Origin of the sequence: Bacillus cereus group sp. MYBK95-2 (assembly GCF_051915225.1) — a bacterium.
Lineage (GTDB): Bacteria > Bacillota > Bacilli > Bacillales > Bacillaceae_G > Bacillus_A > Bacillus_A cereus.
In genome coordinates, this window is the sequence record NZ_JBQAEH010000004.1 from 522152 (window position 1) to 545447 (window position 23296).

Sequence of the window (23296 nt, forward strand, 5' to 3'; positions counted from 1 at the left end):
AAGAGGTTACCTGCATTTTTTATGCATAATTGCATATGTACTATAGGTATACGGAATGTAAAATTTAAATGTATTGATATAAGGGAGGAATAAGAATGTACTGGATGTCATGTATTATGCTTGTTTTTACATTATGCGTTTTGTTCTTTGTTCTATGGAAAATATATAAAATAAATGAAATGAAAAAAAGCGCAGGAAAACTTATTGCAATGTATCCTCGGGTGAAAAGACGTTGGATTGCATTACTTGGACCAGCATATTTCATTGGACAATGTATGTATATATATGCTCAGTACGTAAGTGGCGATATTGATACAGTTGAACAGTTTTTTATTCAGCTAGGTATTCATGCTGTAGCAAGTTGTTTTATGACTTTAATAGCTATACATCTTATTAAAAGTGTACAAATATATGAAAAAGGTGTAATAGATGGATTAAACTTTTATTCATATGAAGAATTGAAAGGCTATAAAACATCAACATGGGAAAATCCAAAAGAAAATATATTTTTATATCGCGGGCGAGAAAAAATGAATGACAATGTGAATTTACTTATTAGACAGGAAGATATGAATGAATTAGAAAGCATTCTTCAAAGATATATTCCGAAATTAATGATGAAATAAAAAAACTCCGGTTGTTAAAGCCGGAGTTTTTTTATTAGAATGCACGATTCACAACGTCTTTTACTTCTTCAAGATATTGTTTACGCACATCATTATCCACAGAAGGGACACTTGTATAGAATGTATGCTCAAGTGTTTCAATACCTGTGAATTCAAAAATACCAACATCCGCTGTTTTCTTCATTGCATCAAACATGCCGCCTGCTGTGTATGCCTCTTTCGTATTGCCCATTGTAGATAATAACAATCCTTTTTTACCGCTTAATAACTTTTCAATGCCGTTTTCACCGTAAGCATAAGCAAATCCATGGCTAAATACACGGTCAACGTATCCTTTTAAAATAGCAGGAAGTCCCGCCCACCACACTGGATAAATGAATGTAATGCTGTCAGCCCAAGAGATATATTCTTGTTCTTCTTTAATATCTTCTGGTGTATTTCCTTGAGAAAATGAGATGAAATCGGAAGCGCCTAATACTGGATTAGAGTTTAATTCGTATAGATCGCGAACGCGTACTTCGTGACCTTTTCCTTCTAATTCACTTTTTACCGTTTCTAAAATCGCATGGTTGAAGCTTTCTGTATTCGGGTGTGCATAAACGATTACATGTTTCATTTTTCTTCCTCCTATTTGTGGATATGTGAATAGCTATTTGTATTTCTGTAACTATTATGGTTACTACTTTTATAGAAGTCAAGTAATACATATGTATGTATAAAAAGACGCTCGAAAATCGCCTTTTTATACCCCGCTCATACAAAGTACAAAGAAGACGAATAAAATGATAACAATACCAATGCCAAAGTTAAATACGAGAGTACTATCCATATATGTAGCCTCCTTGTTTGAAAGTAAAAAGCACTCTAGTTAAGAGTGCTTTTTTATTTTGAATCTACTTTATAACTTTTAGAAAGTGATTCATGCGTGTCATGATTTACATTATTTTATGTATTTATACTTTGAAATGAGTAAGTCCTTGTTGGATATAGAAAAAAAGACACTCGTTCGAGTGTCTTTTAAGATGACAAAATGTGCCAATTGCTTGAGGTTGATAAGACGCTAATTTCCGTGTTAACGCCTTTTCTCTAATCAAGAAGTGTAGCAACAGCGATTCAAATAAATTGTACCATCTGTTTAATAGCTGTGCGTATGTAATTCTGCATATTGCAATTAGAGGGAAATTTAATGTGAAAAATGAATGAGTAAATATATAGAAATTTGATAAGGAGTGAGAAGGTTGGATATACATGTGTTAACAAAAGAAGAAGCGATGGAGATAAATACGTGGACGTACGAGGAACCTTATAGTTTATATAGTTTTTCAGGCGAGAAAGAAGTAATAGAAGAGCTATTAGATGGAACGTATTATGGCTGTTGTGACGATCAAGGAGAGTTCATCGGCTATTTTTGTTTTGGAGCAAATGCACAAGTGCCAGGTGGAAGAGATGCTAATTTATATGGTGGAGAAGATGTGATTGATATCGGACTTGGCATGAAGCCGGCGTTAACTGGGAAGGGAATAGGGAAAGAATTCTTCCAAGCTGGAATAGCGTTTGCCACGAAAGAGTTTAATGCAAAAATGTTTCGATTAAGCGTAGCAACATTTAATACAAGAGCGATTACGTTATATAAAAATATCGGATTTAAACAAGGGACTATTTTTTTGAGTCGCGGAAGAGAATTTATGCTTATGGAATACGAAAGGCCGTCAGTATGAAACTGACGGCCTAGAAAACATTATTATTCTGAGTGCTCAGCTCGGTGCGCTAAACGGCTTGAAGCTGCGGCAGCGATTCCGCCAACGATATCATCAAGGAATGTATGCACCTTTCCAGTTGATTTATCATTTAAGTATTCTAAAATACCAGGTTTTAATTTATCAATATATCCAAAGTTCGTGAAACCGATAGAGCCGTACACGTTTACGATAGAAAGTGCGATAACTTCATCAATTCCGTATAAGCCTTCATCACGTTTTACAATATCTTGTAACGGTTCACTTAGCATTCCCTTTTCAGCAAGGACATCAAGCTCGATACCAGTAATCAGTGCGTTTTGTACTTCACGTTTTGATAGTACACGTTCTACATTGTAACGGCATTCTGACATCTCTAAATTTGGATGATATTTTTTTTGAAGAAAATGAACAAGTTCAGCAATATCGTCAATTGTTACACCACGTTCTTGTAATAGTTGTAATGCTCTTTCTTGTAGTTGATTTGATTCTTTCATGTTTATCACCTTTTTTTCTTTTTAGTATTTGTATACGTTTCGTTGCTTTATCATGTGCATAGGAATGAAAGGCGAGCACAAGCTCATATATATAAAGAAAAACCATAGGTGGCGACTGCGATGATTCAGCATATTTATGAGCATTATCACATGCATGTTAAAGAATTAATCCCCCTTGGCCCCTATAAAAGCTTTTGGATTCGCAACAAAATTTATGTACTTGTTCCAATTGGAGAAATGGAGGAAGAAGTACTTGTAGAGATGAAAAAGCTCAGTGACTATATGAACCAGCAAGGGGATATAACTGTAGCGACTTTCGTTCCAACTATACACGGCTACTATGTAAGTGAGATAGAAGAACAAAATTACTGCTTATTAAAAGGTATGCGAGCGTTAGAACGACATGCTACGTCATTAGGAAGTGAACTTTCTATATTCCATAAACGAGGTGCATTCTTTCCAGAAGAAATCGAGCAATTAAGCCGCATTGGTGAATGGAAAGCGTTATGGGAAAAGAGACTCGATCAGTTAGAAAAGTTTTGGCAATCACAAGTGATGAACCACCCTACAGACGTATTCGATCAATTGTTTATTGAATCCTTCCCGTATTACTTAGGAGTTGCAGAAAATGCCATTCAATATGTTGTTGATACAGAAATGGATGATACGCCGCAACTAACGGATGCAGCGACAATTTGCCAAGAACGATTCACACCTTTATTATGGCATCAAACGAAGCGTCTCAAACTTCCTTTTGATTGGGTGTATGATCACCCAACTCGAGATATAGCAGAATGGATTCGCTATATGATGATTGAAAAAAAGAAAGACTGGGATCAAACAATCGTTCAATTTGTTACAGATTATGAACGGAATTACTCGCTGTCCTCATTTGGTTGGCGTTTATTATTTGCAAGGCTCCTGTTCCCGCTTCACTATTTTGAAACGGTCGAACGATATTATCAAACTGGAAACGAAGAACAAAAAAGCATATATAGAGATCGCTTAGAAGCCATTTTACACGATGTAAACCGCTCAGAGCAATTTATGAAGCACTTTTATGGCTCACTTCGTTTACCAGTAGATAAGCTTGGGATTAGAAAATTAGATTGGTTATCTTAAAAATATAAAAAAGAGACCGAGTGAGGTCTCTTTTTTATATACCACAATTTTATGTAATACATTATGCCCCTACCTGTTGATCTGTACATATATTTAAAACGAATTGATGCCTTTCGAGCTTTTCATTTACTTTACCCAATAATTCTTGCTGGATTTCTTTAAATAAAAATTGATAGCTTGTATTCCATGTTGGTATAACGGATGAAAGGCCTAATAAATACTCTTTTTTCTTTTCTAGTTCTTGAATTGTTACAAAAGTGTTCCCCATTTTTGGCATCTGTCGTCCCCCTATGTTTTTTTACTGTATATGTGTGAACGATTCACTATATAGTATTAATTATCGCATTTTTTGAGAGGGATTTCCAATTTTGTTTTATGATGTTAACGGATAAATGTGATTTGAATAAAAAAAGGAGACCAAATTTGGTCTCCTTTTAGCAAGTGACTTTGAACGAGCCGCTTCTGCTTTTAGATTAATATCTAGCTCCAGCGGCTAGAACAGTCGGCCATTTCGCGCCTTCCTGTGAGGCAAAAAGCGCCTCTTCGTCAGGAGCTCCAATGACCTCCTGTTCTGAACGAGCCGCTTCCGCTTTTAATTAAAATACTTGTTCTACTTCGATAACGCCTGGTACTTCTTCAAGTAACGCGCGCTCGATACCAGCTTTTAGTGTGATTGTAGAACTTGGGCAGCTTCCGCATGCACCCATAAGGCGTAGTTTTACGATACCTTCTTCAATGTCTACTAATTCAACGTCTCCGCCATCGCGAAGTAAGAATGGACGTAATTTATCTAATACTTCTAATACTTGTTCTTGCATATGTGGGTTTTCCATTTTTATCGACTCCTTTCATCAGTTTTATTATAATCAAGATAGAGGGGAAAATCTATTTTTTCTCTTCTTGTTTTATTGTCGAAATATTGTATCGTGTTTTTTCAGTATAGGGGTATGGAATAAGTTTGTAAAATGATGTGCTTATGTAATAAGACATCTGAATATACTGTTGGGACAAGAAGTGGGGGAGAAGAAATGGTTAATGTGCAAGTGTATGGGACGAAAGTAATTTGTGCGAGCTGCGTCGGAATGCCATCTTCAACAGAAACGTTTGAATGGTTACAAGCGGCAATTGGTCGTAAATATGAAGGACAAGAAAATAAATTTAATTTCGAGTATATTGATTTCCAAGAAGAACAAGAAGATGCGGATAAAAAAGCATTCGCTGAGCGCGTAGTGGAAGAAGATTTATTTTATCCGGTCGTTCTTGTAAATGGAGAAATTGTTGGAGAAGGAAATCCTCGTTTGAAGGATGTTTATGAAGAAATCGAGAAATATTTATAAAACAAGAAGTCTTTGCAAATTTGCAAAGGCTTTTTTATTGGAGGGATAGATATGAAAAATGGAGTGAAGCATGCGTTACCAACGGAAGTACAACAGTTAATGGAGCGGTACACAGTAGAATTAAAAGAAATTTTTTTGGATGAAAAAATAGTCGGGGTATATATTTACGGATCCATCGCACTAGGTGCATTTCATAAGGAAACGAGCGATGTTGATTTTGTTACAGTGATAAATGATTCCGTGAATGAAGCTGAAAAACAGCAGCTTGTGGAACTACATAAGAAACTTAGTGACAATACGCTAGGTAAAAGAATGGACGGTATGTATATTCCGCTTGCTGACTTAGGGAAATACAATGATGAAATGAACGAGTACGTGTATTGTGCAGATGGTAAAGCTAATGTTGGTCATTGGGACATTAATGCGGTCACATGGTGGACGTTGAAAAATCAAGGCATTACAGTTACAGGAAAAGAAGCAGAAGATCTTCCGCTGCAAATACAATGGAATGATGTAGTAAATACGATGAAATACAACGTAGAACAGTACTGGAGTGAAAAGGCGAAGAAGCCATATTTATTTTTTATAGAAGAGTGGGTAGAATCAGCTGTCGTTACGATGGGACGCATTTTATATACACTAGATTATAAAACAATCGTTTCAAAAGATAGAGGATTGCAATACTTGTCAGAACGTTCAACGGAAGAATGGGAGCTCTTATTAAAAGAAGTAGCGAGAATACGGCACAATCCAAAAGAAAAGAGAATGCTCTCAAGGTGGAGAAGGGCAGATATGACGAAGAGGTACTTACTGCATTTAATTGAGACGTGTAGAGAGAAATGGTAGGGAAGAAAATGGACAATACAGTGGGGTGTATTGTCTTTTTTATTTTGTAGTAGATAGAAAAGTATTTACAAGTATTGTGTAGAGGAAAGATAATAGAAAAAAATATGCGCATGGGGGAAGATGATGAGTAAATATAAATTACATATAGATAGAGAACAATTATGGAAAGGATGCGTTTTAAAGTCGATTGCCCATGCAATTAATGTAGCGCATTGTCCAGATTTCTCACATGAAAGTTCATGGGATGGATTTAACTATAGTATGCAAGATAGCCAAGGCGGACAAGGGACAATTACGTTTCATCCGAATTACACGATTGTATGTCTTCAAGATGTGAATAGTGAGAGAATTGATGAGTGGATTGATGCGAAAAATTATTTTGAAGGGGCACCTTCGGAAGTAATAGATATTGCGAAAGAAGAAGCACTTCAATATGTATTAGAAGAAGTAGAAGGTGAAACAGTTCCTTTTATTACAACTGCATTTTGGATTGAGGATAGCGGTGCGTATTCAATTGATTCATTTGAAGAGATGGAAGAGCACGGCGGATTCTTATTAGAAATTCCATTACTTGATACAGAATCAGCAATGGAAAGACTGGAAGAAGAGTATGAACTGACAGAGGAACAAATAGAGCTTTTACAACTCGTGTATAAGAAAAAAATCCAAAGTCCAAATGAGGAAATTAAGTTGTCTAAAGAAGAAGTAGCAATGATTGGAACGGAAGATAGCGAAGGATTGGAAGTTAGTAAGGATTCATTTGAAGAAATGAATATTACTTGGGAGTTGTAGGGGGATAACATGTTTCCGATTTAAAAAGTTACAAGAGGAATATAAAGCACTAGTAGAAAGTACAATGTGAAATTACATTGTACTTTCTACTAGTTTTTTCATATACATATCAACTTCGTGAAAGAATATGGGCTCTTTTTCCTCGGTATTCAGATGCACGGTGCAATGTAAATATTGCTGTAAGTAGCGATTAGCTTGTTCGTACTGTTTTAATTTGTAGAAAGAAAAACAGGTAAGAAGTAGAAACGCTTTTTCTTCTAATATTGGAACGACAGCTAGTACCGGAGTAATGGAATGTATATTTATTTCCACTAAATTTTCATAAGATGCCCACGTTTGAAACCAGTCGAAAATAGTAGAAAGGTAATTCGGAATGTTGATAGTTTCATGTGAAACATTGTGCAATAGCTGGTTCTGTTTGATATGTATAGGCTCTATTCTTGTTTGTAGAATGCAAGCGAATATTGAAATGTTTTCTTTTATTTGTAATTGGTTCGTAATAAGCTGCGGGAGACCGATAGGGTGAACTCCTATATTTATATAAAAATCATCTCCAAACTGGCTTTTTTGTATGTTAATGAGCTTATAAAATCCGTTTTCAGCTTTGAAAAATGTATGTCTTTTTTTCTTAAAGCCGAGTGGTTTTAAAGTGGCGTGTAAATTTGTAATAAAATCTTGCTCCTTTTTAGAGCCAGGCTTATTCTTCGTCATATTCATAAGTAGTTAAGTTTTGTAAGAAACTTTCAAAGTTAGGTGCTAATTCAATAATTTCCTCAAACTCATTATCGATAAATATAACTGGAGGATTTTCAGCTACATTTCGATAGTCTAATGCAATCCATGTATGTCCATCACCAGATAAAAGTACGATATTCTCAGGCATTTCCCATTCTCGAATTAAATAGCGGCTCTCTAAAATACTAGATTCATTTTCATTAAAAGAAATACCATATAAACCAGATACATTAACGTGATCGTCTGCCCAAGAATTTGGCTTTGAAGTAGGGTGAACATCGAGACGAAGAGTTCCCCCATTTTGTTCTTTTAGAAGAGTTATATATGATTCTGGAAGCTTTACGTTCAGTACTTCTTCTGCTTTTTTGATTAGTTCATCGTTAATGGGTGCTAGTTTTAAATAGTCATCGTCTGCCCAAATTGTACTCTTCATATTCGGTCACCTCAAATAATAGTTTTAAGAATCTTATGTCATATATTATAGTTAGTTTAGATAACACGCAATAGAGGGAGGGACGGAGTATGGATGTGTATGAATACCTCGATCACGTAAATTCTAAAGAAGATTTATTAAAATTTCTTGTATACCTCCAAAAGGATTTTAAAGTGAATAAAGATGAATGGGAGAATGTAGAGGTAGAGACTTATTTAGAGGCATTAAATAGTTGGTTAGGTTCTTGTGAATCGGTTTATATAAATCAAGGAGAGAAGTTTCCAGAAAATATTTCATGGAAGTTTATTGCTCAAATGTTACTTGCGGCAGCTCATTATGAATAAAATTAGATTTTTAAAAGATAGAATGGAGAAGATATCATGATTAACCATAATAAAATTAAACAACTTTTAGCACATGTAGATCGTGCTGAGGATAATGAAATTGAGCTAGAGTATGAATCTGAACCTATGACGATAGAATTGTTTAATAGTGAAGAAATAGAAGAAGGGCAACTTGGTTATAGTTTTGATGAAGAAGGACAAAGCTTAGTCGGGAATGAAGAAGGAGATTGGAAAGAAGGATGGATTGTAATAGGGATAGATTCATATCTTGGAGACCCGATTTTTGTAGATAGTAATGATGAGAATTGTCCAGTTTATACAGCTATGCACGGTGAGGGAGAATGGGAGCTGGAATGTATAGCGGAACGTATAGAAGATATTATTGAGAAAGTGAAGGGGAATGTGGGGGAAAGAAACATAGTATTCCAACGTGATTAAGAGGGAGAAAATAATGAAAAAGTTTCAAATCGAACTAAATAAACTGCCGACAGAAAATGCTGGAGAAATAGTACTTAGTATAGATGAGAGAATTGTGTTTCAAGAAAAAACAGACATAATAGGACCGATTTGTCAGCTGTTTGATGCTTGTATCGAGGTTTTTAAATATGATGACGCTACAATTTTCTTAAATGAATATGAAAAAAAGATGGAATTTAAGAAGAAAGATGGGGAATTTCTCATTATTAATCAGAGAGGCAAGAAATTAGCTAGTGTTGATAGCGAGCAATTTTTACGAGTACTTTTTTCGTTTCTTAAAAAGGAGATAGGGCAGATTTACATGAGTGGATTTGATTCTTTTCGAATCAAAGATGCTTACCATAGAATGTTAGAAATTGATCCATTTGTTCCTAAACTTGTAAATGGAAATGACGAAATTATGTATCGAACTTATCATTCTACAAGTGACAAGTATGAATTAAAATGGAAGTATTTAAAAGGGAGAGAGGTTGAACCGATATTTACTCCAGTACTATCTCATGATAAGAAGAGTATCTTTTATGTAGAGGAAAATAACCACAGAATTCGTAAACTCGATAGTGAAACGAAAGAAGAGATTTGGCAGTGCCGTATTCCAATAGTAGAAGATTGTAATTGCATTACTGTGAATGGTGTCGTAATTATTTGGCATGCAAATAGATTTGGAGAAAGTATGGCGAAATTGTACGCTATTTCATCAAGTTGTGGGGAGCTTCTATGGGATTTAGAAATAGAAGGGCATATTATACAAGATGTAAAAACTACGGGAGAAGAGTTACCACGTTTACTAGTTATTACACAAGAAGGCTACAATGTTTTATTAGAGCTTGAAAGTGGAGTAAAAGTATGGGAAAAGAATGTTCGAGTCGGAGGAGAAAAATTGCAGTGCCATCTTGGCACAGATTACTATGTATTAGCAGGGAATCCTTTTGATGAAGATGGGGAAGTTGATGCATATAGTAATGTTGCAATTGCCATTCAATTATTAGATGCTTCTACACGATGGAAACAAATGATGGAAGATTGTAATCCAAATGAACCAGTTACTTTAACTAATGAACATTTTATATGTGTAGCAATGGAGGTATTACAAAAGTGGGAATATGGAAAAGAAGGCTGTAACTTAATTTTTGAAAAAGCTTTTGATGAGGTATGGTACTCTTGCATTGAATCAAAGGAAGCAAAAATACTATTAACAAGAACTGAGTATGGATATGAAGGGGTAAGTAGACAAATACAATGTTATGATCATAAGAGCGGTCAAAAGTTATATGAAGTAAATATGTCTTTTGAAATTGAATTGCCTCCATTTCTTATCGGAGAGATGATGGTATTGTCCTTAGGAGAAGGCAGAATTTGTGGTATTAATATTCAAACAGGTAAAGTGCTTTGGAACAATACTACTCTACATGATATTACAGAGGTTCTGTTATATAAAGATGGAGAAATTTACATTGCAACTTCAAATTTAGAATTGATAATACTTGATGCTGAATGTGGCGAAGTAAAAAATATAATTAAACTTCCTAAAAATGTTGTTGTAATAGATTTTATTGTATCAATTGAGGAAGGTAATAATGGACTATTCATTAGTTGTGTAAGTGGAAATATGTTTGAAATAGTAGAAGGCTAATTTGTGAGTTTTCTTAAGTCGAGATGTTTGTTTTAAAGTAGTAGTATATATTCACTAAAAAAGATGTATAAAAATGATTTTGATGCATCCTTTTTAGTGAATATATAAAATAATTAACTTAGTGTATTAAATATATGATACATGATTATTTTAATATATTTAAAAGTAAAATGAAATAAGAAACGGATAATTGTCGGAATATATTCGATTTCCGTTCAATTTTATGAAATATGTGTACTTTTTGTTAGATTCCTTCATTTTGTCCATATACAATAAATGTATATAGAAATAAGAAAAGGATGATGTACGTGAAGGACACTGTTTTACAAGAAACAATTTCTCAGCAAGAATTACATAAAGTTGTTCAAAAAAATACAGCTTATTATGATTTTAAGTGGGGTAAAGTAGAAAATCCTGCGCAAGGAAATACATGGAATTGGGTAGCCTTTTTCTTCCCAACTTTTTGGTTAGCTTATCGTAAAATGTATAAGTTATTTATTATATTTGCGTTATTGGCTATACCTAGTATAGTTATACCCCCTTTTATAGATATTCCAGATGGGATTTATGTAACATTTAGTTTAGCTCTTCAATTAGGAATGATGATATTTACTGGATGGCAAGGAAACCGTTTATATTATAAGCATGCTGTTCGTGTTTTTCGTAAGGGGGAAGATGCGTCTGATCATGAGAAGGCGTATTTCTTACAATCTAAGGGTGGCGCTAGTGTAGCTGGTATGATTGGTTTACAAGTTATAGTCGGGATTGTGTTTGGCGGAGCTATGCTCGGACTTTCTCTTTTACCAACTGAGCCGAATATTAAAAACGTTGTTCGTTCAACTGGTGAAGGGGTTACTTTAGAGATTATGACTGATAATCCAACCTGGAAGTTTGTGAAGAAAGAAAAAGATTATGATGTAGTAGAGTTTACTGGTTATGATTATACAGAGAAGAAAAACGTGAAAATTAAATTTGCTGTTTATTTCGATGAAGATTATTTCGAGTGGCAAGAGGTATATGAAAATAATAAGAAGTTAAGTGAAGAAGAAGTAGAAGAATATCAAATTTATATTGAAGAAAATAATTGGGGTTTCTAGAGGGAACTCGTTCATTTTGAAAAGAAGAATCTTGTGAAGGTTCTTCTTTTATTTATTAGGGGGAGAGAAATGATTTCAGCATTAATAGAAGCTCTAATAGGATCTATTAGTTTAAGTACGGGTTTACACACGAAAAAGATTGATGCTAACATACTTTACTTGCAGCAGTATGAATGGTTTCGAATGATATATGAAGACGAGAAGTATTGAAAGTTATTTATTACGAACTACAAAGTTCGCTCATATTTACAAAGTAAGTTAAGAGTTCGATTGCTCGTAAAAAATAAAAATGCACAACGAAGATTTTTAAAATTAGTAGAAGAGCAAATAGAAAAACGGCATACGAATTGAAATTTTGTAAAATACAATAAAAAATGAGAATTTGAGGTAGGCTTGTCAATAACGTGAGACTATGGCACTATAAAGAAATGCTATACAAATTTTATTTATCGAGATGTAAACATCAATTTTGATTTTTACGTATAAATAATGAACGGAGGAAATGAATTTATGGCTACTTTACCAAATTGTCCAAAATGTAATTCAGAATATACGTATGAGGATGGCGTTCTTTTCGTATGTCCAGAATGTGCTCATGAGTGGGGCCAAGAAGCAGAAGCTGAAAATAATGATGGTGCGAAAGTTGTAAAAGATGCGAACGGAAACGTTCTTCAAGACGGCGATGCAGTTACTGTTATTAAAGATTTAAAAGTAAAAGGAACTTCTTCAGTTGTGAAGATCGGTACGAAAGTAAAGAGTATCCGTCTAGTTGATGGCGATCATGATATCGATTGCAAAATCGACGGTTTCGGAGCTATGAAGTTAAAATCACAGTTCGTTAAGAAGGCGTAAGACAATAAAAAGAGGAGGCGAATAGCCTCCTCTTTTTATTATGTCACTTTTTGTCGGTAAATCGATATTTCGTACAAAATCGTTGATATATTCTGAGTTATGATAGATATATTTGAAAAATCGTTGATATATTGCAAGTTATGATAGATATATTGAAAAAATCGTTAATATAATTTCATTCATCGTGAACTACGCACGATTCACCGTGCACCATAGTCAATTTCTTTCAACTGACATCGCTTATTAAAGAACGTTTTATATCCAAGCTGTAAAAAGATAATGACAGCAAAGGCAGTACTTCCTGAAATACCGAGTATGATAGCGATTTGATATTGAATGGCTGTGAATGGTGATACACCGGATAATATTTGACCAGTCATCATGCCTGGTAAGCTTATAATCCCCATTCCGACCATAGAATTAATTGTTGGTAAAATAGCAGAATCAAAAGCGTCTCGAATGAGCGGAGCAGCAGCTTCTTTCGGTGTTGCTCCGAGCATAAGTGCACCTTCAATTTGACCTCTTTGCGACTTCATATTGTTTAAGAACGTATTTGCGCCGAGAGAAACACCAGTCATGGCATTCCCAACTAACATTCCTGTAATAGGGACGATATATTGCGGAGCATACCAAGGGTCATGACCGATAATAACGAAGATAAATAGTAGAAGTGGCCCAATTGATCCGGCGACCATGGAAAGGGCGGCTACTCGTTTTAATTCTTTAGACATCGGGATGTTAACTCGTTTATAAATATTAAAAATTGCAAAGGTAGTAATAGAAGTAATGAGAGCAATTGTATAAAATGGATTACTGTTTTCAAATACGTATGTAAGGACATATGCAACAAGTACGAGCTGAATGGTCATACGGAATGTTGCGAGCGCGATTTGTTTTTCGCGAGGTATTCCTTTTAATTTTACAAGTCCAATTAAAATAAGAATAAAAATATAGGCAGCTGCAAGTTGCCAAATTTGGAGTTCAATAACGCCCTTCAACAGAGAGCACTTCCTTTCTAGTTGCACCGTTTGCTTTACTAATCTCAATAATGTCGTCTGCAATTTCTTCTGGAAGTTGTTGTGAGTGTGTGATGAAGATAATTGTTTTTTTCTTTTTTCGTGCTAGTTCAGTAAATTGTTTCATAACGCGGCGTTCTGTATCACTGTCTAATGCTGAAGTTGGTTCATCTAATAAATAGACAGGCGGATCCATAAGTACGATACGTGCAAAGGCAAGTCTTTGTTTTTCACCGCCGGATAATGAGGAGGCGCTATCTTCTAATTGCTTGTCTAAGCTAACGGTTTGTAGTGCGCTCCGCAGGGCATCATCATTTGGAAATGGTTTTTCAGAAAGACGAAGTCCCATTAATAGATTTTCTTTAACGGTTCCATCAAAAAGAGGTGGAGTTTGCCCAAGCATAACTACGTCACGACGTAATTGAATAGGCGGATAATCAGAAATTAACTTTCCGTTATATTCAATTGTGCCGGATGTTGGAGATTGTAAATCGTTTAACATGCGAAGCAATGTGCTTTTTCCGCTTCCGCTTTCACCGATAATGCAAGTGATCTTTTCTTTTTGAATCTGTAAATAAGGAATGTGTAGTATATCTTTATATATAACCTCTTTTAATATAAACATAAATCGCTCCTTTCTGATTCTAGTTATATCGTATCAAAAAAGAGGGGGAAATGGTTATAACGAACAACGTTTTTTCTTCGTCTTGAGTTTTATTAATAAGTTAAGTAAACGATCTAATTCTTGGCTGAAAGAAATCACTTTATCATGAGTGAATCCGTATCGTTCAACGAGATAGATTAACTCTTTCTTTTTCGCTTCTATTCGATTGTTTAGTTTCGATAAGTTCATAAGTGGAATGTAATGCCTCCTACAAAAGTATTTATAACATAAAAAATAAGACCGAATGAATTCGGTCTTCAAGGAAATAATAAAACAACTTACAAATAGCATACACTGTTTATCAATAGTTTTTAATATAAAAATGAAAAATAAATCATTATACATATTGAGAAAGATGTGTCTGATAATTTTTAAAAACTGATGCAAAGAAGCTGCCTACATAGTAGACAGCCTGTAAAGTATTAACCTTTATGATATTTGTACATCCAAAGAAGGCCGGATTTTAATAATCTTGGTACACGTCCCATTAACGGTTGATTTGCGAGTAAACCGAATCCATGCTTCTTACCAAGAGATCCTAGAACACCTTTTAATTTAATAACAGGTAGTTCATCAGGGAGTGGTTCATTATTCCAACGTTTTAATAATATTTGGACAATTTGTTCTCCTTGACCTTCAGCAAGTTGGGCAGATGGTGCATGTGGAAGTGCTGCGCAATCTCCTACAACGTAAACGTGCTCGTTGTTTGGAATATTGTGATATTTCGTTAAGACAACCCGTCCGCTACCATCTTGTTCAACTGGAAGGTTTCGAACAACTTCATTTGCTTGAATACCAGCTGTCCAGACGATTGCATCACATTCAAGTGGTTCATCGTGGTTATACACAATATTTGGTTCCACTTTTGTAATGTTAGAGTTTCTTATAATATTAACTTTATGTTTTACGAACCATTCTTCTACGTATCTACTTAATTTCTCTGGATACGGGAATAAAATTCTATCTTTTCGATCAAATAAATAGATTTTTAAATCAGAACGGCTTTCGCGAAGTTCACTTGCAACTTCCACACCACTTAAGCCAGCACCAACGACAGCTACTGTTGCATTTGGTTCTAGACTATTTAATTGTTCATATGTTTTACGTGTTTGTTCAATTGATTGTAGACTATGTGTATATTCCTTCGCCCCAGGAACGTTATGATATTTATCTTCACAGCCAAGTCCGATAATTAAATCATCATATTGGATTGCTTCGCCGCCATCGAGATGAACCGCTTTTTCTTCGAGGTCAATATTTGTTATTGTGCCGTATTGAATATTGAGGCGTGGGTGCTCAGGAAACGGTATACGAATATGCGTTTCTGAAATAGTACCCGCAACTAATGCATAATATTCAGTTTTGAAGCAATGATATGGTACTTTGTCGATTAATGTCACTTGTACATCATCTGGAAGTTGGTTGCTTGGAAGTAGCCTTTGTAGAATTCTCATTCCACCGTAGCCGCCACCTAGTATTACGAGGTGTTTCATGATGGATTACCCCTTTTCTGTTGAAATATCCCCTAATCATAAAATTTTATATTAATAAAATATTTTGACTTTACTCAATCAAATTATATCGAATTTGTGAACAAATAACAATGCATGAATGAATACTCTGTTGTACAATAAGAAGAAAAGTAAAGTAAACTGTTTTGCCTTTTTAGTTACTATTTCATTGCAAGTAGCATGTTATATAAAATAAAATCATCTACTTTGAAGTGAAATAGTGAAGTAACTAAATAGTTTAGGATGTATAACGAAAACAACAAGAGACAGCTTAGTTTTCTTCTTATAGATGAAGTCAGAAGGTAATTTGTTTTGTAGTACAGGGGGGAGAATTTTGATTAAACCATTAATTGAATTTTGTGTAGGTAACCTTGCAAGTGGTTCACAAGCAGCTCTAGAAAAATTAGAAAAAGATCCGAATTTAGATGTAATGGAGTATGGTTGTCTAGGGTATTGTGGTATTTGTTTTGAAGGACCGTTTGCACTTGTAAATGGTGAAGTTGTACAAGGTGCAACAGTAGAAGAGCTTGTTAATAATGTATATGAGTATTTGGATGAAAATCCAATGTTTTAAGGTGTTGCGAATGAGCAACGCCTTTTTCATTTTATTTTAGATAAAACGTTATTTTGGAGGGTAGTTTAATACTATAGATAAATAAAAAAAGGCCCTTTTTAGAAGGGCTTTTTTCTTACACAATGTGTGTAAGAGTGGCTCATCGCCAAGCGTTGTCAAATATGAGAAACGGGGGACATTCATATTGTGTTCTAAAAGCATGCATTCTATACTTAAAATAACAAATTATTTTTGGAGTGAATACAAATGAGCCAATTTTCTTTTACAAAAATGCATGGTCTTGGCAATAGTTATATATATGTAAATATGTTTGAAGAGCAAATTCCTGAAGAAGATTTAGCTCTTGTGGCGGAAAAGGTTTCAAATATTAATACTGGTATTGGAGCAGACGGAATGATTTTAATTTGTCCGTCTGATATAGCTCCGGTGAAAATGCGTATGTTTAATAATGATGGATCAGAAGGAAAGAGCTGTGGTAATGGTTTGCGCTGCGTAGCGAAATATGCGTATGAGCATAAACTAGTAGAGGAAACAGTTTTCACAATTGAAACGTTAGCTGGCATTGTAACGGCTGAAGTAACAGTAGAAGATGGTTTCGTGACATTAGCGAAAATCGATATGGGAGCACCGCGTCTAACACGTGCAGAAATACCGATGCTCGGTGAAGGTGAAACACCATTTATTCGTGAAAACTTCTTATATAATAATCATCGTTATGCATTTACGGCTGTTTCAATGGGGAACCCGCACGCGGTTATTTTTGTTGAGGATGTAGAGAAGGCACCTCTTACAACACTTGGTCCAGTTCTTGAGACACATGAAATGTTCCCAGAGCGAGTGAATGTTGAATTTATCGAGATTTTAAACGATGAAGAAATGAATTTCCGCGTTTGGGAACGTGGTTCAGGTGTAACGCAAGCTTGCGGAACAGGGGCATGCGCTGCCGTTGTAGCTGCTATTTTGAATGGGAAGATGGAACGTGGTAAAGAAATTACCGTTCATTTAGCTGGTGGCGATTTAATGATTGCGTGGACAGAAGAAGGAAACGTGTTAATGAAAGGACCTGCGGAAGTAATTTGCCGCGGAGTGTATGAGTACAAGATAGAAGCGTAAAGATGTATAATAGAATGAGAACAGAAAGGATGGTGTATTTCATGATTGAAGTAACAGAACAAGCAGCTTTTCAAATTAAAGATATGTTAAAAGATGCTGAAGATGGAGAGAAGTACGTGCGCCTTGCTGTACATGGCGGCGGATGTACTGGCCTTTCTTACGGCTTAGGATTTGAAGTAGAACCAAAAGAAGACGACACAGTTCTTGAGTTTTTCGGTGTTGAATTTGTTATCGATACAGAAAGTGCTCCAATTGTTAAAGGAGTAAAAATTGATTATAAACAATCTATGCTTGGTGGCGGATTCACAATCGACAATCCAAACGCAATCGCATCATGCGGATGTGGATCATCTTTCCGTACAGCGACGAATGCTGGTACGCCAGAAGAGTGCTAAGGTTTTAGCCGAAATAGAAAAAGACCTTTTTAGCGATGGAATAAAATCGTTAAGGAGGTCTTTTCTTTTGCCGTAAAAGCCCGATTACCAAGGCTAATCAATATTTCACTTTATTTTTGCATAGATGCAAGTATCAGTTAGTTGTTTGCCGTCAGCTGAAAAATCTTCATTACGTAATATCCCTTCAAGTTCAAAGCCTAGTTTTTCAGGGAGTGCACGACTTTTCGTGTTATTACATTCACATCGTATTTCAATCCTTCTAAATTTGAATAACTGAAATCCAAGGTTTGTTAACGCACTTACTGTTTCTGTCATATATCCACTGCCACTAAATTGCGTGTTAATCCAGTATCCAATTTCACATTTAGAAACCTTCCAATCAATTCGATGAAGGCTAGCTGTTCCAACAAAATCATTCGTCTCTTTATGATAGATAAGATAGCGAAAGCTTTCTCTTTTCAAAAAATCTATATGTGCATTTCTCAGAAGAATTTCCGTTTCTTCAACAGTAGGAATGGACTGAAATAAAGACAACCATTGCTTTAATTCATTAATGGAATCTTTAATAGCTTGTTGTACTATATCCCCTTCACCAGCTTGAAGTGGTGCTCGAAGAATGAGTCTGTCTGTTTCTATTTGTAACGGAACATCTAATAAAATAGGGTTCATATCATTTCTCCTCTCGAAAACTTTAAATTAGGACAGAATGAAACATATGTAAAAAACTTTCGTTCAAAAGTTAGAGAACAATAAATATATATTCAATTCATCATTTAGAAATCCTTTTTCATCTATTGACTTCTAATTTCTTTATCATTTATTTGAGCTTTAAGTTCTCTTTTTCTAGTTATAATGGAAGGATAGAAAGAGGGGGATATATGCTGGAAGATGTTTTTGAATTTGTATTGAAGTATGTTATAGGTTCTATTTTTAGATGTATAAGATACCTTGTAATAAATATTATAATGGAATGCATAATAGAAGGCGTAATAAACGGTATAAGGAAATTACGTGATAAGTGGCGAAATTGGCGTGAAAGACGTTATTGGCGGTAGTGTAGCTGATGAGAGTGTGAAACAAAAACGTTATACAGAAGTTATGAAGAAGTTTAATGAAATGATAGCAAACCACCCGCATTTACAATCTGTACTCGTTCCAATTGGTGATGGAATGACAATTTCTAAAGTGAAGAAATAATTATTATCTTACAAAAGTGTAATGTTCATGTCATGTTTTTGAATTTCTTCTTTAAGCTCTGGGCTTTAAGATAAGAATATAAGAAAAAACATATGAGGTGAAGGAAATGAAAAGATACATTGCACTATTTAGTATTTTAGTTGTATTCGCAAGCTTGTTAGTTGGTTGTGATTTAAACCGTATGGGTAAAGATGAGTACTACGTTCAAATTACAGTAGATGGAAAAGAAGTTCATAGTAAAGCTGATAATGGTCAAAAATTTAAAGATTATGAATATAAGTTGACTGGCTTTGATAAAGACGGTAAAGAGAAAGAATTAGAATTTACAGCTCAAAAAAATCTTCGTAAAGAAGCATTCCTACGCGTATATCACTCAGATAAAAAAGGTGTATCAGCTTGGGAAGAAGTAAAGAAAGACGAGCTTCCAGCGAAAGTGAAAGAAAAATTAGGCGTGAAATAAGACAGATAGAAAAGGAATTGACGAACAGGGTCAATTCCTTTTTTTGCTTTCAAATTCTTCTTCTGAAATGACTTTAAATCCGTGTCTTTTAAATAAAGCAGTAGTTACCCCGTAACCAGTTTGCTTATTGCCATTAAATTCACCAGTGTAAATCGTAGAACTGCCACAAGATGGACTACGTTCCTTTAAAATAATATATTCTGGGTGTAAATTTTTAATTTGTTCTAATGCTTTATAAGCACCATTTACGAAAGCTTCTGTGACATCTTCACCATCTTTTGTCATCACTTTCGCTTTTCCGTCCAAAACGTCGTCGCCATTCCCGCCAATAATTTCAGCAGAAGGACGAGGTGTTGGCAGTCCTCCTAATACTTCAGGACAAATGAGGACTGTATCTTCTTTTTGTAGTAGCTCCTCTATTTTTGAAACGAGATTGTCATTTCCGTCATATCGACAAGCTATACCACCTAAACAAGCGCTAATTACGATCATATTTTCATCTCCATTAAAAAAATATTAAATTCCACGCCAAATTCTCTTCCTGCCTCTTACTTATAAATGAGGTGATATAAATGGGAAGCTTATATAATTTAATGAAACCATACAGTGAATTTCGAAGTAAAGAAGAGTTTAATACATATCAAAAACAAGTTTTGAAGTGCTATCGATTTCAATTGAATAAAACGGATGCTACCATTATTCATTTTTTAGGAAAGTATGCGGTGAATGAGAAACAAAAAACAGTAGGAGTCGCCTGTCCGTTAATGGAGACGATTGCGAAGAATGTTGGAAAGAGTATTCGTACAGTACGCCGTTCAATTGCAAAGTTAGAGGAACTAGGAATTATAAAGCGTGTTGCAACAAAAGAAAGACATAAGCGCGGTGGGTATAGTGCGAACTTATATATTTTTCTTATATCTGCAATTGACCGCATGGATGACCGTATGAAAATGTCCGCATGTGAAAGTGAGGATTATACAGCTGGCTGTAGCGGAAAGGAGCAAAAAAGCGAAAGGGAAACAACTCTTTCTAAAAACATTCCACAAATAAAAGAGAAAAGAAAAATAACGTACGAGCTTGATGAGACGTATTGCCGTCATGATATACCGAAGCCTTTTATATACGCACTGGTACCGATGACGAGTAATCCGAAGAAAATTAATATATTTTGGAGTAAGGTCGAGCTTGCGTATAAAAAGAGCGGGTTACTAGAGCAAGGTGTTTTACTAGAGCAGATATTAGCTGATGAAGAAGTGTATGGAAATTTCATTTGGCGAGTGAAGAGTGTTGTGAGAGCTTATAAATATGGGGAAATCCGTAAAAATGTGAAGGCACTTTTATATAGTACAGTGCGAGATTTATTTTTAGAGGTTGGATTAGAATGGGGAGCAGCTGTGAGAAGAAGTAAGGGGATAGCGTTATTTGATCCATTTAAAAAGGAGCCATGCGTATAATACATGACTCCAAGTAGCTAGTCGAACTTTCTTACAACTGGAACACGAATCGCTACAAATAGTACGAAGACGATAACAGCAATTGCACCGCTTTTCATAACGGTTACGATTGGAATTCCCATTGCAAGTGCGATTGATGTGAATGCATAAGAGAGCGGGATAAAGCCCATTGATGATAGCATAAGTAAGCTCATTACGCGTCCCATCATTTCCTCTTTTACTGTCGATTGAATCATCGCCATAAGCGGAACGATAGCCATTGCGATTGTAATACCGTAAAACATGCCGGCTAATAATGCTTGCCAAAGTACGGTGCTAAAGTTGATGGATAAGAAGAATACACCAGACAGTAGCATCATGATAATGCAAAATAGTCCGCGTCTACGATTAATATTTTTTAAACCGACAATGACAGCGCCTATTGCCATTCCGCCGCCTACAGATGCTTCTAAGTAACTGAAATGGAGCGAGTCACCGTGCAGAACATTTTTAACGAAAAGCGGGAAACCGACTTGCATCGGACCAATTAAAAATAAATTTAAAAAGGCGCTACAAAGAAGGAAAGTTGAAAGGAATGGCGATTCCTTTACATATAAGATTCCGTCTTTAATGGAAGTGAACATACCTTTATCTGTATCTTTTAGTTCTGGCATCGTAAATTGTATTTTTTGAACGAGTATGGCTGCGACAATCAGTAATAAAATTGTAATAGAAAATATTGTCTCGTAGTTTGTAAATTTGATCAGAATTCCGCCAAGTACAGGGCCTAAGATGACCGATGCTTGGTTCGTCATTTGTGTAAGTGAATTCGCTTGTGTTAACCGGCTTTTTTCTACCAATTCAGGTAAGATAGATCCATCTGCTGACCAGAAAAAAGCATCAGCAAGTCCAAAGAATAAAGCGAATAAAGCAAATGTATATAGTGTTACATCACCAACGATAAACCATGTGAGAATGGTTGCGACAAGAATCGCTCGAATAATATTGGAGTAAAACATAATGTTTTTTTTCGGGAATTTATCAGCTACAGCGCCGCCGATAATCATAAAAATAAGCCTTGGAACACTAAGAGCTACGAAAACAACACCGAGTGAAGCTTCAAGGTTTAATGTTTTTGCTATGTACCACGTTTGTGAAAAAGTAAAAAAGGCTAAAGCAAAGCTTGAAAAAAGAGTAGCTGCCCAAAGAAAAAGGAAATTCGTATTTTTTAATAACGGTTTTCCGCTTCCTTCTAAAGCAGTTTTATTTTGTTGTAGTTCCTCCATATTGCTTCCTTTCTATGTGACAAATTTAAACTAAAAAACCAGTAAACGCCCGATTGGTGAGGGCTAATACTTAATGGGAGATGCCCCCACTGATTATAGTTTCACTTTATACAGTTTCTAATATTTCTATACTGCACTTTCTCATTGTAGACAATAATAATGAATTTGCCCAGTAGCTATTTAACGACAAAAAAAGATGCCGAATGGGCATCTTTTTTTAGGCTAACGCAATATAAATATCCAATTGTGCATGATTTGGATCTAATGCTCTTTCGTCGTAAAGCTCGAAGTCTGTTGTGAAGGCACGTTTATTTTCTTTCGACCATTGCCAAATATATTCCCAAGCTTCGCAAACGACTTCAGCAACTGGTCCCTTTCTCGTTGTAAATACCGCATATGTAGCAGCAGGTATTGTTAAAGTTGTCATATTTTCAGGAACGTCTTCTAATGAAGAAACGGTCGTACCGATTGTAAATGTATATGTACCAGTTTCATCTGATTCATAGTTGGAGTAGAATGCGAATGTTTCTTTCGTTTTTTGATTTGGGATGTGATGCATCATTTGTTCTTGAAAGTATCGGTTCCAGAGCTCGGGAATTTTTCCTTCAGTAGATGCCTCTATTTCGTTAGTCGTCGTAATCGAAACGCCGATTGCTTGGAAAGCTTCTTTTTTTACGATAATGGGTTCGTTTATCATTACAAATTCCTCCTTTAAAATAAGAACGTATGTTCCTTGATAATATAACATATTTTTACATGTAACGGTTATTGTTTTTTGAAAATTTTAATCATAAATAACAAACTGAAATGACTAAAAATGGTAAAATTTCTATTGTATGTATGAATAGATTAAGAGATATGTTAAGCTTTTTATGTATCCTTAAACTGTTATATAAACCTATACAATAGGGCATTTTTTACTATGTTAAAAAATGGTGAAGGTTTGTATAAGTGTCCGATATATATATGCTATTTTTGATAAATTAAAATAGTAATATTCTATGAGATTTATATTGTTGACATTGGGATTTCAACGATACATTTTCGTAGGTCGGATTGTTGCGAGTGGATATATATTGCTATGTATACGGCTACGAAATTAAGTAGACGGATAGCAAGT

Annotated in this window: 31 protein-coding genes and 1 pseudogene; 18 read left to right on the forward strand and 14 right to left on the reverse strand. The window is 35.1% G+C overall.

From position 1 onward, the window contains the following. The first annotated feature begins 95 nt into the window (after positions 1–95). Positions 96–626 carry a hypothetical protein gene (locus ACTFN4_RS17210; RefSeq protein ID WP_000289910.1) on the forward strand — a complete coding sequence of 177 codons (531 nt, stop codon included), beginning with the start codon at positions 96–98 and terminating at the stop codon, positions 624–626. Positions 627–660: 34 nt separating this feature from the next. Here ACTFN4_RS17210 and ACTFN4_RS17215 read toward each other — a convergent pair whose 3' ends face one another. Then, a complete protein-coding gene (locus ACTFN4_RS17215; RefSeq protein ID WP_439962563.1) occupies positions 661–1242 on the reverse strand; it encodes an NAD(P)H-dependent oxidoreductase in 582 nt (193 codons plus the stop codon). A gap of 622 nt (positions 1243–1864) precedes the next feature. Between ACTFN4_RS17215 and ACTFN4_RS17220 the strand changes: the two genes are divergently transcribed. Continuing rightward, positions 1865–2344, forward strand: a complete 480-nt coding sequence (locus tag ACTFN4_RS17220; protein ID WP_439962565.1) for a GNAT family N-acetyltransferase — start codon at positions 1865–1867, stop codon at positions 2342–2344. Positions 2345–2367: 23 nt separating this feature from the next. On the opposite strand, the gene ACTFN4_RS17225 is transcribed toward ACTFN4_RS17220, so the two are convergent. Next, a complete protein-coding gene (locus ACTFN4_RS17225) occupies positions 2368–2859 on the reverse strand; it encodes a phosphatidylglycerophosphatase A family protein (RefSeq protein ID WP_000665103.1) in 492 nt (163 codons plus the stop codon). Between the two features lie 120 nt (positions 2860–2979). Here ACTFN4_RS17225 and yutH point away from each other — a divergent pair, with 120 nt between their 5' ends. Continuing rightward, positions 2980–3981 (forward strand): spore coat putative kinase YutH, encoded by a 1002-nt coding sequence (gene yutH, locus ACTFN4_RS17230; protein WP_000614215.1) that lies wholly within the window; start codon positions 2980–2982, stop codon positions 3979–3981. 61 nt (positions 3982–4042) lie between these two features. On the opposite strand, the gene ACTFN4_RS17235 is transcribed toward yutH, so the two are convergent. Both ACTFN4_RS17235 and ACTFN4_RS17240 read right to left on the reverse strand, forming a co-directional pair. Next, entirely contained in the window at positions 4043–4258 is a 216-nt protein-coding gene (locus tag ACTFN4_RS17235) for a hypothetical protein (RefSeq protein WP_001125507.1), read from the reverse strand. 319 nt (positions 4259–4577) lie between these two features. Beyond that, a complete protein-coding gene (locus tag ACTFN4_RS17240) occupies positions 4578–4814 on the reverse strand; it encodes a NifU family protein (protein WP_000431159.1) in 237 nt (78 codons plus the stop codon). A gap of 195 nt (positions 4815–5009) precedes the next feature. Here ACTFN4_RS17240 and ACTFN4_RS17245 point away from each other — a divergent pair, with 195 nt between their 5' ends. The 3 genes from ACTFN4_RS17245 to ACTFN4_RS17255 all read left to right on the forward strand — a co-directional run bounded on the left by ACTFN4_RS17245 (position 5010) and on the right by ACTFN4_RS17255 (position 6956). Beyond that, on the forward strand, positions 5010–5318 hold the full coding sequence (locus ACTFN4_RS17245) for a YuzD family protein (protein WP_000248588.1): 309 nt from the start codon (positions 5010–5012) through the stop codon (positions 5316–5318). Positions 5319–5369: 51 nt separating this feature from the next. Continuing rightward, entirely contained in the window at positions 5370–6164 is a 795-nt protein-coding gene (locus tag ACTFN4_RS17250) for a nucleotidyltransferase domain-containing protein (RefSeq protein ID WP_439962566.1), read from the forward strand. Between the two features lie 123 nt (positions 6165–6287). Further along, positions 6288–6956, forward strand: coding sequence for a hypothetical protein (locus ACTFN4_RS17255; protein WP_071740908.1), 669 nt, complete (start codon positions 6288–6290; stop codon positions 6954–6956). Positions 6957–7028: 72 nt separating this feature from the next. Here the strand turns inward: ACTFN4_RS17255 and ACTFN4_RS17260 are convergent, their stop codons facing one another. Together ACTFN4_RS17260 and ACTFN4_RS17265 are read right to left on the reverse strand one after the other, a co-directional pair. After that, on the reverse strand, positions 7029–7667 hold the full coding sequence (locus tag ACTFN4_RS17260; RefSeq protein WP_006918875.1) for a DUF4304 domain-containing protein: 639 nt from the start codon (positions 7665–7667) through the stop codon (positions 7029–7031). Continuing rightward, positions 7654–8124, reverse strand: a complete 471-nt coding sequence (locus ACTFN4_RS17265) for an SMI1/KNR4 family protein (protein WP_002025033.1) — start codon at positions 8122–8124, stop codon at positions 7654–7656. Before ACTFN4_RS17265 ends, ACTFN4_RS17260 begins: the two co-directional genes overlap by 14 nt. 89 nt (positions 8125–8213) lie before the next feature. On the opposite strand from ACTFN4_RS17265, the gene ACTFN4_RS17270 reads away from it, so the two are divergent. The 6 genes and pseudogenes from ACTFN4_RS17270 (at position 8214) to phnA (ending at position 12527) form a co-directional block, all read left to right on the forward strand. Further along, positions 8214–8468, forward strand: coding sequence for a DUF7660 family protein (locus ACTFN4_RS17270; RefSeq protein ID WP_000383680.1), 255 nt, complete (start codon positions 8214–8216; stop codon positions 8466–8468). A gap of 36 nt (positions 8469–8504) precedes the next feature. Continuing rightward, positions 8505–8906, forward strand: a complete 402-nt coding sequence (locus ACTFN4_RS17275; RefSeq protein WP_078187100.1) for a hypothetical protein — start codon at positions 8505–8507, stop codon at positions 8904–8906. A gap of 13 nt (positions 8907–8919) precedes the next feature. Further along, complete coding sequence (locus ACTFN4_RS17280) at positions 8920–10578, forward strand: outer membrane protein assembly factor BamB family protein (protein ID WP_048538398.1); 1659 nt, start codon at positions 8920–8922, stop codon at positions 10576–10578. 299 nt (positions 10579–10877) lie between these two features. Then, positions 10878–11675 (forward strand): DUF2628 domain-containing protein, encoded by a 798-nt coding sequence (locus ACTFN4_RS17285; RefSeq protein WP_142238944.1) that lies wholly within the window; start codon positions 10878–10880, stop codon positions 11673–11675. A 69-nt stretch (positions 11676–11744) separates the two neighbouring features. Further along, positions 11745–12026 (forward strand): annotated as a pseudogene (locus tag ACTFN4_RS17290) (hypothetical protein). Positions 12027–12185: 159 nt separating this feature from the next. Beyond that, entirely contained in the window at positions 12186–12527 is a 342-nt protein-coding gene (phnA, locus tag ACTFN4_RS17295; RefSeq protein ID WP_000212737.1) for an alkylphosphonate utilization operon protein PhnA, read from the forward strand. 200 nt (positions 12528–12727) lie between these two features. Here phnA and ACTFN4_RS17300 read toward each other — a convergent pair whose 3' ends face one another. The 4 genes from ACTFN4_RS17300 to ACTFN4_RS17315 form a co-directional block, all read right to left on the reverse strand. Then, on the reverse strand, positions 12728–13525 hold the full coding sequence (locus tag ACTFN4_RS17300) for an ABC transporter permease (protein WP_000679254.1): 798 nt from the start codon (positions 13523–13525) through the stop codon (positions 12728–12730). After that, the gene (locus tag ACTFN4_RS17305) at positions 13509–14168 is read right to left on the reverse strand and encodes an ABC transporter ATP-binding protein (protein WP_063246395.1); all 660 of its coding nucleotides are present in this window, start codon (positions 14166–14168) and stop codon (positions 13509–13511) included. The genes ACTFN4_RS17300 and ACTFN4_RS17305 overlap by 17 nt, the downstream gene beginning before the upstream one ends. Positions 14169–14222: 54 nt before the next feature. Further along, positions 14223–14396: an aspartyl-phosphate phosphatase Spo0E family protein gene (locus tag ACTFN4_RS17310; protein ID WP_001054089.1), complete on the reverse strand. Its 174-nt coding sequence runs from the start codon at positions 14394–14396 to the stop codon at positions 14223–14225. A 233-nt stretch (positions 14397–14629) separates the two neighbouring features. Beyond that, positions 14630–15700 carry an NAD(P)/FAD-dependent oxidoreductase gene (locus ACTFN4_RS17315; RefSeq protein ID WP_000682065.1) on the reverse strand — a complete coding sequence of 357 codons (1071 nt, stop codon included), beginning with the start codon at positions 15698–15700 and terminating at the stop codon, positions 14630–14632. Positions 15701–16052: 352 nt separating this feature from the next. Here ACTFN4_RS17315 and ACTFN4_RS17320 point away from each other — a divergent pair, with 352 nt between their 5' ends. The 3 genes from ACTFN4_RS17320 (at position 16053) to ACTFN4_RS17330 (ending at position 17800) form a co-directional block, all read left to right on the forward strand. Then, positions 16053–16292 carry a YuzB family protein gene (locus ACTFN4_RS17320; RefSeq protein WP_000595026.1) on the forward strand — a complete coding sequence of 80 codons (240 nt, stop codon included), beginning with the start codon at positions 16053–16055 and terminating at the stop codon, positions 16290–16292. A 246-nt stretch (positions 16293–16538) separates the two neighbouring features. After that, a complete protein-coding gene (gene dapF, locus ACTFN4_RS17325) occupies positions 16539–17405 on the forward strand; it encodes a diaminopimelate epimerase (protein ID WP_439962567.1) in 867 nt (288 codons plus the stop codon). Positions 17406–17446: 41 nt separating this feature from the next. Beyond that, positions 17447–17800, forward strand: coding sequence for a HesB/IscA family protein (locus tag ACTFN4_RS17330; RefSeq protein WP_053563443.1), 354 nt, complete (start codon positions 17447–17449; stop codon positions 17798–17800). A gap of 105 nt (positions 17801–17905) precedes the next feature. On the opposite strand, the gene ACTFN4_RS17335 is transcribed toward ACTFN4_RS17330, so the two are convergent. Continuing rightward, entirely contained in the window at positions 17906–18469 is a 564-nt protein-coding gene (locus ACTFN4_RS17335) for a GNAT family N-acetyltransferase (RefSeq protein ID WP_001068190.1), read from the reverse strand. Between the two features lie 342 nt (positions 18470–18811). Between ACTFN4_RS17335 and ACTFN4_RS17340 the strand changes: the two genes are divergently transcribed. Together ACTFN4_RS17340 and ACTFN4_RS17345 are read left to right on the forward strand one after the other, a co-directional pair. Continuing rightward, positions 18812–18997 carry a methyltransferase gene (locus ACTFN4_RS17340; RefSeq protein ID WP_063246396.1) on the forward strand — a complete coding sequence of 62 codons (186 nt, stop codon included), beginning with the start codon at positions 18812–18814 and terminating at the stop codon, positions 18995–18997. A 106-nt stretch (positions 18998–19103) separates the two neighbouring features. Next, complete coding sequence (locus ACTFN4_RS17345; RefSeq protein WP_000833148.1) at positions 19104–19457, forward strand: YxeA family protein; 354 nt, start codon at positions 19104–19106, stop codon at positions 19455–19457. Positions 19458–19487: 30 nt separating this feature from the next. Here the strand turns inward: ACTFN4_RS17345 and ACTFN4_RS17350 are convergent, their stop codons facing one another. Then, the gene (locus tag ACTFN4_RS17350) at positions 19488–19949 is read right to left on the reverse strand and encodes a DUF523 domain-containing protein (protein ID WP_000635489.1); all 462 of its coding nucleotides are present in this window, start codon (positions 19947–19949) and stop codon (positions 19488–19490) included. Between the two features lie 80 nt (positions 19950–20029). Between ACTFN4_RS17350 and ACTFN4_RS17355 the strand changes: the two genes are divergently transcribed. Continuing rightward, on the forward strand, positions 20030–20911 hold the full coding sequence (locus tag ACTFN4_RS17355) for a helix-turn-helix domain-containing protein (RefSeq protein WP_063246397.1): 882 nt from the start codon (positions 20030–20032) through the stop codon (positions 20909–20911). Positions 20912–20928: 17 nt separating this feature from the next. Here the strand turns inward: ACTFN4_RS17355 and ACTFN4_RS17360 are convergent, their stop codons facing one another. Continuing rightward, entirely contained in the window at positions 20929–22176 is a 1248-nt protein-coding gene (locus tag ACTFN4_RS17360; RefSeq protein WP_439962569.1) for an MFS transporter, read from the reverse strand. 217 nt (positions 22177–22393) lie between these two features. Next, positions 22394–22873 carry a GyrI-like domain-containing protein gene (locus ACTFN4_RS17365; RefSeq protein ID WP_000606657.1) on the reverse strand — a complete coding sequence of 160 codons (480 nt, stop codon included), beginning with the start codon at positions 22871–22873 and terminating at the stop codon, positions 22394–22396. Between the last annotated feature and the right edge of the window lie 423 nt (positions 22874–23296).

What these genes read in the sequence shown, in the direction of transcription:
- ACTFN4_RS17210 (WP_000289910.1), top strand. Translation starts at nt 96, where the DNA reads ATGTACTGGATGTCATGTATTATGCTTGTTTTTACATTATGCGTTTTG.
- ACTFN4_RS17215 (WP_439962563.1), bottom strand. Translation starts at nt 1,242, where the DNA reads ATGAAACATGTAATCGTTTATGCACACCCGAATACAGAAAGCTTCAAC.
- ACTFN4_RS17225 (WP_000665103.1), bottom strand. Translation starts at nt 2,859, where the DNA reads ATGAAAGAATCAAATCAACTACAAGAAAGAGCATTACAACTATTACAA.
- yutH (WP_000614215.1), top strand. Translation starts at nt 2,980, where the DNA reads ATGATTCAGCATATTTATGAGCATTATCACATGCATGTTAAAGAATTA.
- ACTFN4_RS17235 (WP_001125507.1), bottom strand. Translation starts at nt 4,258, where the DNA reads ATGCCAAAAATGGGGAACACTTTTGTAACAATTCAAGAACTAGAAAAG.
- ACTFN4_RS17240 (WP_000431159.1), bottom strand. Translation starts at nt 4,814, where the DNA reads ATGGAAAACCCACATATGCAAGAACAAGTATTAGAAGTATTAGATAAA.
- ACTFN4_RS17245 (WP_000248588.1), top strand. Translation starts at nt 5,010, where the DNA reads ATGGTTAATGTGCAAGTGTATGGGACGAAAGTAATTTGTGCGAGCTGC.
- ACTFN4_RS17250 (WP_439962566.1), top strand. Translation starts at nt 5,370, where the DNA reads ATGAAAAATGGAGTGAAGCATGCGTTACCAACGGAAGTACAACAGTTA.
- ACTFN4_RS17255 (WP_071740908.1), top strand. Translation starts at nt 6,288, where the DNA reads ATGAGTAAATATAAATTACATATAGATAGAGAACAATTATGGAAAGGA.
- ACTFN4_RS17260 (WP_006918875.1), bottom strand. Translation starts at nt 7,667, where the DNA reads ATGACGAAGAATAAGCCTGGCTCTAAAAAGGAGCAAGATTTTATTACA.
- ACTFN4_RS17265 (WP_002025033.1), bottom strand. Translation starts at nt 8,124, where the DNA reads ATGAAGAGTACAATTTGGGCAGACGATGACTATTTAAAACTAGCACCC.
- ACTFN4_RS17270 (WP_000383680.1), top strand. Translation starts at nt 8,214, where the DNA reads ATGGATGTGTATGAATACCTCGATCACGTAAATTCTAAAGAAGATTTA.
- ACTFN4_RS17275 (WP_078187100.1), top strand. Translation starts at nt 8,505, where the DNA reads ATGATTAACCATAATAAAATTAAACAACTTTTAGCACATGTAGATCGT.
- ACTFN4_RS17280 (WP_048538398.1), top strand. Translation starts at nt 8,920, where the DNA reads ATGAAAAAGTTTCAAATCGAACTAAATAAACTGCCGACAGAAAATGCT.
- ACTFN4_RS17285 (WP_142238944.1), top strand. Translation starts at nt 10,878, where the DNA reads ATGATGTACGTGAAGGACACTGTTTTACAAGAAACAATTTCTCAGCAA.
- phnA (WP_000212737.1), top strand. Translation starts at nt 12,186, where the DNA reads ATGGCTACTTTACCAAATTGTCCAAAATGTAATTCAGAATATACGTAT.
- ACTFN4_RS17305 (WP_063246395.1), bottom strand. Translation starts at nt 14,168, where the DNA reads ATGTTTATATTAAAAGAGGTTATATATAAAGATATACTACACATTCCT.
- ACTFN4_RS17310 (WP_001054089.1), bottom strand. Translation starts at nt 14,396, where the DNA reads ATGAACTTATCGAAACTAAACAATCGAATAGAAGCGAAAAAGAAAGAG.
- ACTFN4_RS17315 (WP_000682065.1), bottom strand. Translation starts at nt 15,700, where the DNA reads ATGAAACACCTCGTAATACTAGGTGGCGGCTACGGTGGAATGAGAATT.
- dapF (WP_439962567.1), top strand. Translation starts at nt 16,539, where the DNA reads ATGAGCCAATTTTCTTTTACAAAAATGCATGGTCTTGGCAATAGTTAT.
- ACTFN4_RS17330 (WP_053563443.1), top strand. Translation starts at nt 17,447, where the DNA reads ATGATTGAAGTAACAGAACAAGCAGCTTTTCAAATTAAAGATATGTTA.
- ACTFN4_RS17335 (WP_001068190.1), bottom strand. Translation starts at nt 18,469, where the DNA reads ATGAACCCTATTTTATTAGATGTTCCGTTACAAATAGAAACAGACAGA.
- ACTFN4_RS17345 (WP_000833148.1), top strand. Translation starts at nt 19,104, where the DNA reads ATGAAAAGATACATTGCACTATTTAGTATTTTAGTTGTATTCGCAAGC.
- ACTFN4_RS17350 (WP_000635489.1), bottom strand. Translation starts at nt 19,949, where the DNA reads ATGATCGTAATTAGCGCTTGTTTAGGTGGTATAGCTTGTCGATATGAC.
- ACTFN4_RS17355 (WP_063246397.1), top strand. Translation starts at nt 20,030, where the DNA reads ATGGGAAGCTTATATAATTTAATGAAACCATACAGTGAATTTCGAAGT.
- ACTFN4_RS17360 (WP_439962569.1), bottom strand. Translation starts at nt 22,176, where the DNA reads ATGGAGGAACTACAACAAAATAAAACTGCTTTAGAAGGAAGCGGAAAA.
- ACTFN4_RS17365 (WP_000606657.1), bottom strand. Translation starts at nt 22,873, where the DNA reads ATGATAAACGAACCCATTATCGTAAAAAAAGAAGCTTTCCAAGCAATC.